Origin of the sequence: Bradyrhizobium sp. BR13661, assembly GCF_029892425.1 — a bacterium.
GTDB lineage: Bacteria > Pseudomonadota > Alphaproteobacteria > Rhizobiales > Xanthobacteraceae > Bradyrhizobium.
In genome coordinates this window covers 53,133-65,618 of record NZ_JARXWB010000001.1, presented here as the reverse complement: position 1 = coordinate 65,618, position 12,486 = coordinate 53,133, and the positions used below count along the sequence as shown (strand labels likewise).

The window sequence follows — 12,486 nt, the reverse complement described above, 5'->3', positions numbered from 1 at the left end:
GCAACCCCAATCTCCGCTGTCGTCGCCCGGCTTGACCGGGCGACCCAGTATTCCAGAGACAGCAACGGGATACGGAGAAGCTGCGGCGTACTGGATTCCCCGCTTTCGCGGGGAATGACACCGGTGCGTGCCTCCCCACTTCGTCTTGACATTTTGACAGACCTTTAGGGGTCTTCTCACCGCCCTGATTTTGAGGCTAATAGAGCCTCGAAAGCCGCTCCGCGTGGGCGCATTTTGCTGCTGTCGGGTCAAAAGCAGCCAAAAACAGCCATTTCCAACAAGAAAGACCATCATGAAACGCGTCGACGCCCACGGATTGAAGATCGCCCCCGTCCTTTTCGATTTCATCGCCAAGGAAGCCGCCCCGAAAACGGGGATCGCGCCGGATGCGTTCTGGGCCGGCGTGGCCGCCATCGTGAAGGAGCTGGGGCCGAAGAACCGCGCGCTGCTCACCTTCCGTGATCAGCTGCAGGCCAAGATCGACGAGTGGCACCGCGCCCACAAGGGCAAGGCGTTCGACCTCAATGCCTACACCGCCTTCCTGAAGGAGATCGGCTATCTCGTCCCGGAGCCGGCGACGCAGAAGGTCGAGACCGCCAATGTCGACGAGGAGATCGGCAAGATCTGCGGCCCGCAGCTGGTCGTGCCGCTCACCAACGCACGCTACGCGCTGAACGCGGCGAACGCGCGCTGGGGCTCGCTCTACGACGCCTTCTACGGCACCGACGCGATCCCGCACGATCCATCCGAGGGCGGCAAGGGCTACAACAAGGCGCGCGGCGACAAGGTGATCGCCAAGGCCAAGGCATTCCTCGACAACGCTGCGCCGCTGGCGACCGGCAGCCACACCGACGTCACAGCCTACAGCGTCGTTGCTGGTCAGCTCGCGGTGAAACTGAAGAGCGGCAACGCGACTGCGCTGAAGAATGCCGCGCAGTTCGCGGGCTTCGCGGGCGACGCGGCAGCACCATCAGCCGTGCTGCTCGTCAACAACGGCCTGCATGTCGAGGTGACGATCAATCGCAACAGCGCGATCGGCAAGGACGATCCGGCCGGCGTCGCCGACATGGTGATGGAAGCCGCGGTCTCGACCATTCTGGACATGGAAGACTCCGTCGCCGCTGTCGATGCCGAAGACAAGGTGCTGGTCTATCGCAACACGCTCGGCCTGATGAACGGCACGCTGTCGGCGGACTTCGAAAAAGGCGGCAAGACGCTGACGCGTTCGCTCAACGCCGACCGCAGCTACAAGACGCCTGACGGCAAGGGCGAGGTGAAGCTGCACGGCCGCAGCCTGCTCTTGATGCGCAATTGCGGCCACCACATGTTCACCGACGCCGTGCTGGACGAGGCCGGCGAGGAAGTTCCTGAGGGCCTGCTCGATGCCGCCGTCTCCGGGCTTCTCGCGATCCACGACCTCAAGGGCAACTCCAAGGTCAAGAACAGCCGAACGGGCTCGGCCTATATCGTCAAGCCGAAGATGCACGGCCCGGACGAGGTCTCGTTCACCTGCGAGATCTTCGATCGCGTCGAGAAGATGCTGGGGCTGCCTGAGAACACCCTCAAGGTCGGCATCATGGACGAGGAGCGGCGCACCACCGTCAACCTCAAGGCCTGCATCCAGCGCGCATCCAAGCGCATCATGTTCATCAACACCGGCTTCCTCGATCGTACCGGCGACGAGATCCACACCTCGATGGAAGCGGGTCCGATGATCCGCAAGAACGAGATGAAGGCGCAGGCCTGGATCAAGGCCTATGAGGACTGGAACGTCGACATGGGCCTGATCGACGGCCTGCCCGGCCATGCCCAGATCGGCAAGGGCATGTGGGCCGCGCCCGACAAGATGGCGGACATGCTGGCCCAGAAGCTTGCCCATCCACAGGCCGGCGCCACCACGGCGTGGGTGCCCTCGCCGACCGCGGCGACCTTGCACGCGCTGCACTATCACCAGGTCAACGTCACCGCTCGCCAGCAGGAGCTGACCAAGGGTGGCCCGCGCGCCAAGCTCTCGGACATCCTTACCATTCCGGTTTCGAAGTCGAACTGGGCGCCTGATGACGTCAAGCAGGAGATCGACAACAACTGCCAGGGTATTTTGGGTTACGTCGTGCGCTGGATCGACCAGGGCGTCGGCTGCTCCAAGGTGCCCGACATTCACGATGTCGGCCTGATGGAAGACCGCGCGACCTTGCGCATCTCCAGCCAGCATCTCGCCAACTGGTTGCACCAGGGCGTGATCACCGAAGCGCAGGTGATGGAATCGCTCAAGCGCATGGCCGTCGTCGTCGACAAGCAGAACGCCGGCGATGCAATCTACAAGCCGATGGCGCCCGCCTTCGACGGCGTCGCCTTCAAGGCCGCCTGCGACCTCATCTTCAAAGGCCGCGAGCAGCCGAACGGCTATACCGAATACATCCTCACCGCGCGCCGCCGCGAGGCGAAGGCGGCCGGCTAAGACCGGTTGTTCGAACATCAAAAGCCCCGGCTCACGCCGGGGCTTTTTTGTTGGGCAGCTGCGCCGCCCGCTAGAACACCGCGAGGTATTTCAGCAGCGAGACGATGCCGATGATGATGACGATGACGCGCGCGATCTGCTTGGCGCGGCCATCCATCGGCAGCATGTTGACGAGATAGAGCACGAGAATGACGACGAGAAAGGTGACGAGTACGCCGACCAACATCGCAGAGCCCCCTTCAGGCAATTGCTAATGATGTCCTAACGCCCGTCTCGCGCGCTGGTTCCATCGAGGCAACCCGTTGCAACTTCTAGTAAATGCGTACTTCTACCGGCAGGCGGCCAGCCTAAAACTTTACCCTTTTCGTTTCAGATATCGAAACCGTTCGCCGTATGCCCGAACGGTATCTGATTGCCGATCCTTGTCACGCCCCATTCTTCTCGATTTTCCGGGGCGCTACAGCCGAACTTTGAAATGGGAATTGGGGGGGACTTCGATGTTGAATCGCCTGAGCGTATCCGCGCTTCTGAAGATTGTGATCGCGATTACGTCGATCTGTGTGGTGATCGCGCTGTCGCTCACCGCCTGGGAATCATGGGACCGCCTCAGGACCGCGAGCCGCATCTCGCAGATCACAGACGCCTCCGCCGATCTCTTCAAGGCCATGCACAATCTGCGTACCGATCGCTCCACCACGTCGCGGCTATTGAACGCGACCGAGCCGATGGATCCCGAGATCGAGAAGTATCTCCGCGCGCTTCGTGATGCGCAGATGCCGGCGATGGCGCGCGCGCTCGAGCTGCTCCCGAACATCGACTTCCCCCGATCCGGCACGCTGGTGCCGGAGCTCGCGCGCCTCAACAAGCTGCTGATCGAGGAGCAGAAGGAATTCTGGGAGAACGTGGCAAAATCGAAGGAACAGCGCCGCGCGGGTTTGACCAAGGAATATATGGAAACGACGCAGGGCCTGCTCGACGTACTCGACAATCTTTCGAACACGCTGGCCGCCACCGTCAATCACCAGGACGCCGCAATCGACCAATTGCTGTCGATCAAGCAAAACGCTTGGCTGCTGCGCAACACCGCGGGCGAAGCTTCGCTGATCGTCTCGATGGGGCTTGCCGCCGGCAAGATCACCCCGGAAGGGCGCTACAATTACACGCAATATGTCGGCGGCACGACCGCCATGTGGAAAGCGCTGGAGCTGTCAACGTCGGGCATGCAATTGCCGCCGTCGCTATCCTCCGCGATGGCCGCTGCGAAGACCGGCTATTTCGAGCCGCAATATCTGGCCTTGCGCGATCGGCTCGCAGACACCCTGGTCAAGGGCGAGAAAGCCGAGATGACGGCGAACCAGTGGAGCCCGGTCACGGTCGGCCGCATGGCAAGCGCGGTCGCTGTTGCCGAAGCCGCCCTCGACGCCGCCCGGACGCACACCTTCGATCAACACGGTGCCGCGCAGCGCGCGCTGACCATCCAGCTGGTACTGCTCGCGCTCGCCATCGGCCTTGCCGTCGGCGCCAATCTGCTGGTGAGCCACCGCGTCATCAATCCGCTCAACACCATCCGCGACGCGATGCTGAAGGTCGCCGGCGGCGATCTTGCCGTCGACAGCGGCTATCTCGACCGCAAGGACGAGATCGGCGCACTCGCCGGTGCGCTCGAGACTTTCAAGCAGCAGGCCGTCGACAAGCTCAAGGCCGAGGAGCACGAACGCGAGCTCAACGCCGGCGCCGCAGCGCGCCAGCGCGCAGTCGAAGCCTATGTCGGCGAGTTCGAGGGCGCGGTGCGCAAGACGCTGGGCGAGCTGAACGGCGCATCGGGGCAGATGCGCAAGACATCGGGCGATCTCTCTGCCGTGTCGCGTCGAACCAACGACCGCGTCGAGGTTGCCGGCAAGGCCTCCAGCGACGCCTCGATGAGCGTCGACAGCGTCGCGGCGGCCGCCGAAGAGCTCTCGGCCTCGATCAACGACATCAGCCAGCAGGCCGCGCATGCCGCAGGCATCGCCGGCCGCGCCGTCACGCAGGCGCGAGAGACCGACGGCACGGTGCAGGGCCTGCAGAAGTCGGCGGGCCGCATCGGCGAGGTCGTCGGCCTCATCAACACTATCGCGTCGCAGACCAATCTGCTGGCGCTCAACGCCACAATCGAAGCCGCGCGCGCCGGCGAGGCCGGGCGTGGTTTTGCCGTCGTCGCCTCCGAAGTGAAATCGCTGGCGAGCCAGACGGCCAAGGCGACGGAAGAGATTTCCGAACAGATCGCCGACATCCAGAAGGTCGCGGGCGAGGCCATCCACGCGATCCAGACCATCGGCGGCATCATCGGCGAGGTCAACGAGGTCGCGACCGCGATTGCGGCGGCGGTGCAGGAGCAAGGCGCGGCCACGCAGGAGATCACCCGCAGCACCCAATATGCCGCCCAGGGCACCCGGAATGTCTCCGACAATATCACCGGTGTGAAAGCCGATGCGGATGCCGCAGCTGCGGCCGCCGACAACGTGAAGAGCGCCTCCGAAATGCTCGAGGCCCAGAGCAACCAGCTCGGCCACGAGGTCTCCGACTTTCTCGGCAAGATCCGCGCGGCGTGAGGTTACGAACGCCTGCATCATTTTACGGCAGGGACACTGTCTAAGTTTTTACCCTTTTCGGGCCAAATGCGCCTGAGCGCCGGCTGTAGGCAGGCGCGTCTATCGCGCGCATCCCTTTGGTTTCGAAGTTCGTGGGGGCTGCCGTCCTGGGGCACGAACTTCGAAACGCGTACCGGGGTGTCCGATGCTCAATCGCCTGACCGTATCAACGCTGCTCAAGGCGGTGATCCTTTCCACCGCACTGATCATCGTCGCCGGCTTCTCGCTCAACGCATGGCGCTCCTGGACCGGGCTTCAGCAGGCCAACCGCATCGTCGCGGTCTCGGCCGCCTCGGCCGACGTGTTCAAGACCATGGCCAATATCCGGGCGGACCGCTCGACCACCAACCGGCAATTGACCAGCGACATCAGGGTCGATGCCGATATCGAGAAATACATTCGCGGCATTCGTGACGAACTGATGCCGGCGCTGGCGCGTGCCATCGATATCCTGCCCGAGATCGACATCCCACAGCGCGATTCGATCGTGGCCGATCTTGCCCGGCTCAACAAGGCGCTGCTGGCGCAGCAGGCCGAGTTCTGGACCGAGGTTGCCAAGCCCAAGGCTTCACGCCGCGCGGCGCTCGCGAGCGAATATCTCGAGAGCGAGGACGGGCTGATGGCCATCTTGGAAAAGCTCGCACCGCTGCTGGCGGCCAGCGTCAACCACCAGGACGCCACCATCGACCAGCTGCTGATGATCAAGCAGATGGCCTGGCTGCTGCGCCAGAATGCCGGCGAATCCTCGCTCATCGTCGGCAATGCGCTGGCCAGCGGCAAGATCTCGCCCGAAACCCAGGCCGCCTTCACCAAATTCGTCGGCGCCACCGACGCCGCCTGGAGTGCGATCGAGCTTGCCGCCACCGGCATGCAACTGCCGCCGGCGCTGTCCGCCGCCATGACCGAAACCAAGTCGGTCTATTTCGACCCGCAATACACCACGACGCGCGATGGCATCATCGCGACCATCGCCAAGGGCGAAAAGCCGTCGATGACGGCCAATCAGTGGAGCCCCTTCTCGGTCGGCCGTATGGCGATCGTGGTCAAGCTCGCCGATACCGCGCTTGCCGCGGCCAAGGATCATGCCGCCAACCAGCGCGCCAGCGCGCTGCAATCGCTGCTGGTCCAGCTGGCGCTTCTGGTCGCGGCCATCATCCTGACCGGCGCCGCGATGCTGGCGGTCAGCCGCCGCGTGATCACGCCGCTGCACCTGATTCGCGACGCCATGCTCAAGGTCGCCGGTGGCGACCTCGGCGTCGACAGCGGCTATCTCGACCGTCACGACGAGATTGGCTCACTCGCTGGCGCGCTCGAAACCTTCAAGCAGCAGGCGATCGACAAGCTCAAGATCGAGGAGCAGGAGCGCGAGCGCAATGCCGGCGCCGCCGCCCGCCAGCGCGCCATGGAGACCTATGTCGGCGAGTTCGAAGGCGTGGTGCGCAAGTCGCTCGGTGAGCTGAGCGATGCCTCGGCCGAAATGCGCAAGACTTCGGGTGATCTATCCGCGGTGTCGCGCCAGACCAATGAACGCGTCGAGGTCGCGGGCAAGGCCTCCAACGACGCATCGACGAGCGTCGAGAGCGTCGCCGCGGCCGCTGAAGAGCTCTCAGCCTCGATCAACGACATCAGCCAGCAGGCCGCGCATGCCGCGGGCATCGCCAGCCGCGCGGTCAACCAGGCCCGCAACACCGATGGCACCGTGCAGGGCCTGGCACAATCCGCCGGACGCATCGGCGAAGTCGTCGGTCTCATCAACACCATCGCGGCGCAGACCAATCTGCTCGCGCTCAACGCCACCATCGAAGCTGCCCGCGCCGGCGAAGCGGGCCGGGGCTTTGCGGTGGTTGCCTCCGAGGTGAAGTCGCTGGCGAGCCAGACTGCGAAGGCGACCGAGGAAATCTCGGAACAGATCGCCGACATCCAGAAGGTCGCAGGCGAGGCCATCAACGCGATCCAGGCGATCGGCGGCATCATCGGCGAGGTCAACGAAGTCGCCACCGCGATCGCCGCCGCCGTGCAGGAGCAGGGCGCGGCGACTCAGGAGATCACCCGCAGCACGCAATATGCCGCGCAGGGCACCAAGAACGTCTCCGACAACATCACCGGCGTGAAGGCTGACGCTGACATGGCAGCCGGAGCGGCTGACAACGTCAAGCACGCTTCGGAACTGCTGGAAACCCAGAGCCGTCAGCTCGGCGATCAGGTCTCCGACTTCCTCGGCAAGATCCGCGCGGCGTAAGGCCTCTACTCCTTCGCCACCACGGGCACCTGGCGGAACTTCGCGCGAATCTTGTCCGGCAATGGCGAGAAGTTCATCGCGACGCCGCGGCGATCGCCGGCGTTGCGGTTGGCGACGACGAGGCCGTCGCTGCCCGCAACGATATCGCCCTTTCGCAAGGTCGGATCGTCCTCGGCCTTGATCGACGCCAGACCGGCCGGGTCCTTACCGTTGCAGGTGCAGCCCGCGACGATCTCGTTGCGATAACGGAAGGCGTTGGGCAGATCGGAATAGGATTTTCCGGTCTCCGTCGTGGCGTCATCGATATTGCCCCCGTAGACCAGCGAGGTTTCAGCGGACGGGCAGAAGCTCTTGCAGGATTGTGCCTTGCTCTGGGCATCAGCGCCTTGTGCGGGAAAGTAGCGCCCGTCGCAGCCGCGCACGCAATAGGCGGTGCCGCCGCCAAACGCGCGCTGGCGCGGTGCGTCATAGCGCGGCACATCGTCGTCCGCGAACGGCGCCTGAATTTGCGGCGTTGGCCGCCTGCCAAGCGCGCCGAATAACGCCGAGAAGAAGTCTTCCGCATGTGCCGCCGGCGCGAGCGCGAGACCGAGAGAAGCGACCGTGACGAACGCGGCCGTTCCGCTAGCCAACTTGCTGGTCGAACGTCTCACCATTTGGCCTCACTCAAGCTCTTAGTCCACCGACGAAGTCGGGATGTTCAGCGCCTGGCGCCCCGAGGGCAGCGTCGTCGCTGCCGGCCGCTTGCGTGCGGGATCACCGCCGCGCGCCATCAGTGGTGCGTTCTTCGGCAGAACCACGACCTTGGCGCCGACGCTGACGCGGTTGAACAGGTCGCTGACATCTTCGTTGGTCAGACGAATACAGCCCGAGGACACGAACTTGCCGATCGTTGTCGGATCGTTGGTGCCGTGGATTCGGTATTCGCTGGCGCCGAGATACATCGCGCGCGCACCGAGCGGATTGCCGGGACCACCGGCGACGAAGCGCGGCAGATAAGGCTGGCGCGCGATCATCTCTGCCGGCGGATGCCAATCCGGCCATTCGGCCTTGCGGCTGATACTTTGCACGCCCGACCAGGTGAATCCCTCGCGGCCGACGCCGACGCCGTAACGCATCGCGCGTCCGTTGCCGAGCACGTAATAGAGATAGGTGTTGGCAGTATCGATGACGATGGTGCCGGCCGGCTCGTTGCGGTCGAAGCTCACGATCTGCCGGCGCAGCCGATCGGGCAGCACTGAATCCTCGTCCGCGGCCTGTGGCGCCTCGTTCGCGTAGCCCTGCGAATAGGCCTGGTCCTGCGGATAGCTTTGCAGCTGCATCGGCGCATAGCCGAGCACTTGCGCCTCGGCCGCGACCGGCACGGTCAGCAAAGCTGTCGCAAAAGCACAGGTGATGACGACGCGCGGCGAGAAGCTGCGACGGACGACCGAGAACTTTGTCATGTGCTGCCCCGTTGAATGTGTGCATCTGGTTGAATGTGTGCATCTGGGTGATGCTGCTGACCCGTCAACGCAGCAGCGCCGACTCAAGTTCCGCTCTCGCTTGCGGCAGCCGTGTCACAGTCAAGCGAGTGCAACTTCACGAAGCCGCGATGGAACCCCGGCATCGCCGGCGCGTTCTCCTGTCATCAATTGGGCGCGCGGACGTTTCCGTGCAGGAGAGATATTGTGCGCGTCCTTCCCAGTGAACGAATGATTTCCGGCACCAGCGAAGGCGTACCGCTTCCAGATAGCCGCAACGAACTACCGCCCGTCATCCGCCGCAGCGAATTCGTTGCCTTTGCCCTCGCCGGCCTGCTCCTGATCGCCGCCGTCGCGGTGCTCTATGTCGCCAAGGCGTTCTTCCTGCCGGTCGTGATGGCCATTGTCGCCGGCACCATGCTCTCGCCCGCAGCGACTTTCCTGGAAAAACGGCACGTGCCGCGCGCCCTCGGCGCCTTGCTCATTGTGATCGCGGTGACCGCGATGGTCGCGTTCGTCTTCGCGCTGATTGCCGCGCCGGCGATGGAGTGGAGCTCTCGCCTGCCAGAGCTCGGCGCACAGCTCAAGGAGAAGATGCACGTCTTCGACCGTCCGCTGGCGCTGTGGCATGAGCTTCAGACCATGCTTGGCGGTTCCGAGGCGCTGCCAAGCCTCCAGCTTCCCAAGGTCGAATGGGTCCAGCCGACGCTGGAATTCCTGTCGCCGACCTTCGCCGAATTCCTGCTGTTCTTCGCCACCCTGATCCTGTTCATCGCGAGTTGGCGCGATCTGCGGCGCGCCCTGATCATGACGTTCGGCGAGCGCGACGCGCGACTTCGGACGCTGCGGATCCTGAACGAGATCGAGGTCCATCTCGGCAGCTATCTCCTGACCGTGACGGTCATCAATGTCGGCGTGGGCGTCGCAACGGGGATCGTGTGCGCGGTCACCGGGATGCCAAATCCGGCCGGGCTCGGTGCGCTCGCGGCAGCACTCAACTTCATCCCCATCATCGGGCCGGTCGCTATGTTCGTCGTTCTGGTCGTGGTTGGCCTTGTTGCCTTTCCGACGCTCGGTGGCGGACTAGTCGCGGCACTGGCTTTCGGCGGCATCACGTTCATTGAGGGGCACTTTGTCACGCCAACCATCATTGGCCGCAGGCTGGCGCTGAATGCGTTGGCCGTCTTCATCGCCCTGGCCTTCTGGACCTGGCTGTGGGGACCGATGGGTGCGTTCCTGTCGTCGCCGCTGCTCATCGTCGGGCTGATCCTGAAGGAGCATCTGCTGCCGGAGAATTCGCCGCAGCTTCCGCAGGAATGACTGGTTTCCCGCGACGGAACTTCCACCCCGACGAAACGTTCTCCGCCCGACCCTATGTCAAACAGTTCGGAGCCCGTGATGTCCACGACCGATGCCGAAGGCAGGATGCGAAATTGGACTGACAAGGCCACCACAGACCGCCTCGAGAAGGATGTAGCAGCCGTGAAAAGCGATATCGCCGCCCTCACCGATCAGATCACCGACGCGCTCAACACATTCGCCAATTCGGCGGGCAAGCAGGCCCGGCGTGGTTACAAGCAGGCGCGTGACAACATGGATTCGACGCTCGACGACATCTCCGATCGTGGCAGCGCGATGATGGACGCGGCGCAGGACGCCTATGGGTCAGTCGAAGAGACGCTGGAAGATGCGATCACGCAGCGGCCGCTCGCGACCGTTGGTGTCGCACTCGGCATCGGCTTCCTGATCGGCTTCGCCTGGCGCCGCTGAGGCGCGCGATTGATCGACATCCGAGGAGCAAGACCGTGTTTCAGCGCATCATCGATGGTATCAGCGCATCGACGGGAACGACCATGCGGCTGACATCGCTGGCCGCAGGTGCGGCGTTCGCACTGTTCATCACGACATGCTTCCTCTGCGCGGCGGCCTTCATCTCGGTCCTCGACAAATATGGCCCCGTGCAGGCCTGCCTTGCCGGTGCCGGCATCTTCTTCCTGCTGACGCTCAGCGCAGCAGGGAGCTATTGGGGCTACAAGCGGGAAGCGCAGAAGCGCGCCCGCATCGCCGCCGAGCGGGCCGCAAAGTCCGCAGCCACGAGCATGCTCGCTGATCCCATGTTGCTGGCGACGGGTCTACAGGTCGCACGCGCCATCGGGATCAAGCGGCTGTTGCCGATCCTGGCGATCGGCGGTGTTGCGCTTGGAATCATGGCAAGCCGCGTAGGCGCCGCGGACGAGGCCTCAGCCGAGCCGGCCGAGTAGGACGAGGCGCGTTAAGAAAGTTGCGCCGCCAGCCGGGCGGACAGGCTCCGGAGAATCCGGTGGCCCGCCTTGCGCAATTTTTCATCAAACGCGGTAAATCCGCCCCGCTTCACGCAATCGCTACTCGGATAGGCAGGCGGTTGCCGCTAAAAGCATCGCCCCTGATTCCAAAAGTCATTTTCCGCGATGAAACCGTCCGTCAAGGCGAACCTTGCTGCATTTCAACACGACGCCAGGCTCTATTTGACGCTCGGCATTGCGAACTGGTCGGTGTTCGTCGACCACATCCCGAACAACGTGGTCAACCTGCTGACGCTGCGCAATTTCGGCTTCAGCGGCGCGGCCGACCTGTTCGTGTTCGTGGTGGGTTACGGCGTTGCCATCATCCACGGCAGGATGGCGCTGGAGCGCGGCTATGTCGTGGCTGCGACGCGCATCTTCCGCCGCGTCTGGCGGCTCTATGCCGCCTATGTCGTGCTGTTCGTGATTTACATCGACACCATCGCCTACGTCGCTTCGCAGTCGATGGCGCCGGAGATCATCAGCGACTACAACATCTCGGGCATTCTCGAGCACCCGCTGCGCATTCTGGTTCAGGGATTGGTGCTCCAGGAAGAGCCGCTCAACCTCGATCTTCTGCAGCTGATGATCCCGCTGATGGCTTTCTTCCCATTCGCATTGTGGGGCCTGCTGCGGCGTCCGAACCTGACCCTGGCCGCTTCGGTCGCGCTGTATCTCGCCGCGCGCTGGTTCGGCTGGACTTTTCACGCCTACCCCGACCTGGAATGGACCTTCAATCCGCTGTGCTGGCAGATGCTGATGGTGCTGGGCGGCTGGTTCGCCGTCACCGGCCTGTCAGGTCATGCACTTCACAAGATCTCCTGGCTTCGTGCGCTCGCGGGCGCCTACCTTGTGCTGGCGATGGCCCTCACCATGATGCGCCATTCGCCGGTCCTGTCCGCCTATTTGCCTGAGTTCGTTCTCAACAGCATCTCGCCGGCCGACAAGGAAAACCTCGCGCCCTATCGCGTGATCCACTTCCTCGCGCTCGCCTTCCTTGCGACGTACCTCATTCCGGCTGATCATCCAGGATTGCAGTGGAAGCCGCTTCTGATGGTGATCAGGTGCGGCGAGGAATGGCTCGCGGTATTCTGCATCGGCGTATTCCTGTCCCTCGCCGGCCATCTCATCCTGATTACGGGCGCCAATCTGGTCGTGATGCAGATCGGGGTGAGCCTCGCCGGTTTCGCGGCAATGACGGCGGTGGCCTATTATATTTCCTGGTCGAAGCGCCAGGACGAGCCGGCGGCCGTGCGGCAGCGAGCCTGACCGGGACAGCCACGCGATTCCGCTAGGCCGGGTGCTCCACCTGCGCTATGCGGGACGAGGCGACCGGCGGGAATGGCCGCCTCCCGCGCAAGGAGAGACCGGCTTG

The 12,486-nt window shown here is 63.8% G+C and carries 10 protein-coding genes; 7 read left to right on the top strand and 3 right to left on the bottom strand.

Features of this window, described 5'->3' with window-relative positions:
* Nucleotides 1-292 precede the first annotated feature (292 nt).
* Nucleotides 293-2,458, top strand: coding sequence for a malate synthase G (locus M2427_RS00305; protein WP_280704045.1), 2,166 nt, complete (start codon nucleotides 293-295; stop codon nucleotides 2,456-2,458).
* Nucleotides 2,459-2,528: 70 nt separating this feature from the next.
* Here M2427_RS00305 and M2427_RS00300 read toward each other — a convergent pair whose 3' ends face one another.
* Entirely contained in the window at nucleotides 2,529-2,684 is a 156-nt protein-coding gene (locus M2427_RS00300) for a Thivi_2564 family membrane protein (RefSeq protein ID WP_280704044.1), read from the bottom strand.
* A 271-nt stretch (nucleotides 2,685-2,955) separates the two neighbouring features.
* On the opposite strand from M2427_RS00300, the gene M2427_RS00295 reads away from it, so the two are divergent.
* Nucleotides 2,956-5,049 carry a methyl-accepting chemotaxis protein gene (locus tag M2427_RS00295; protein ID WP_280704043.1) on the top strand — a complete coding sequence of 698 codons (2,094 nt, stop codon included), beginning with the start codon at nucleotides 2,956-2,958 and terminating at the stop codon, nucleotides 5,047-5,049.
* Nucleotides 5,050-5,233: 184 nt separating this feature from the next.
* Nucleotides 5,234-7,327 (top strand): HAMP domain-containing methyl-accepting chemotaxis protein, encoded by a 2,094-nt coding sequence (locus M2427_RS00290; protein WP_280704042.1) that lies wholly within the window; start codon nucleotides 5,234-5,236, stop codon nucleotides 7,325-7,327.
* Nucleotides 7,328-7,332: 5 nt separating this feature from the next.
* Here M2427_RS00290 and M2427_RS00285 read toward each other — a convergent pair whose 3' ends face one another.
* Both M2427_RS00285 and M2427_RS00280 read right to left on the bottom strand, forming a co-directional pair.
* Nucleotides 7,333-7,983 (bottom strand): DUF2865 domain-containing protein, encoded by a 651-nt coding sequence (locus M2427_RS00285; RefSeq protein WP_280704041.1) that lies wholly within the window; start codon nucleotides 7,981-7,983, stop codon nucleotides 7,333-7,335.
* Nucleotides 7,984-8,001: 18 nt separating this feature from the next.
* A complete protein-coding gene (locus M2427_RS00280; RefSeq protein ID WP_280704040.1) occupies nucleotides 8,002-8,772 on the bottom strand; it encodes a L,D-transpeptidase in 771 nt (256 codons plus the stop codon).
* Between the two features lie 225 nt (nucleotides 8,773-8,997).
* On the opposite strand from M2427_RS00280, the gene M2427_RS00275 reads away from it, so the two are divergent.
* The 4 genes from M2427_RS00275 (at nucleotide 8,998) to M2427_RS00260 (ending at nucleotide 12,380) form a co-directional block, all read left to right on the top strand.
* On the top strand, nucleotides 8,998-10,110 hold the full coding sequence (locus M2427_RS00275; protein WP_280704039.1) for an AI-2E family transporter: 1,113 nt from the start codon (nucleotides 8,998-9,000) through the stop codon (nucleotides 10,108-10,110).
* 78 nt (nucleotides 10,111-10,188) lie between these two features.
* Nucleotides 10,189-10,560, top strand: a complete 372-nt coding sequence (locus tag M2427_RS00270; RefSeq protein WP_280704037.1) for a DUF883 family protein — start codon at nucleotides 10,189-10,191, stop codon at nucleotides 10,558-10,560.
* Nucleotides 10,561-10,595: 35 nt separating this feature from the next.
* Nucleotides 10,596-11,051 (top strand): hypothetical protein, encoded by a 456-nt coding sequence (locus M2427_RS00265; protein ID WP_280704036.1) that lies wholly within the window; start codon nucleotides 10,596-10,598, stop codon nucleotides 11,049-11,051.
* Nucleotides 11,052-11,237: 186 nt separating this feature from the next.
* Nucleotides 11,238-12,380, top strand: a complete 1,143-nt coding sequence (locus M2427_RS00260) for an OpgC domain-containing protein (RefSeq protein WP_280704034.1) — start codon at nucleotides 11,238-11,240, stop codon at nucleotides 12,378-12,380.
* Nucleotides 12,381-12,486 lie beyond the last annotated feature (106 nt).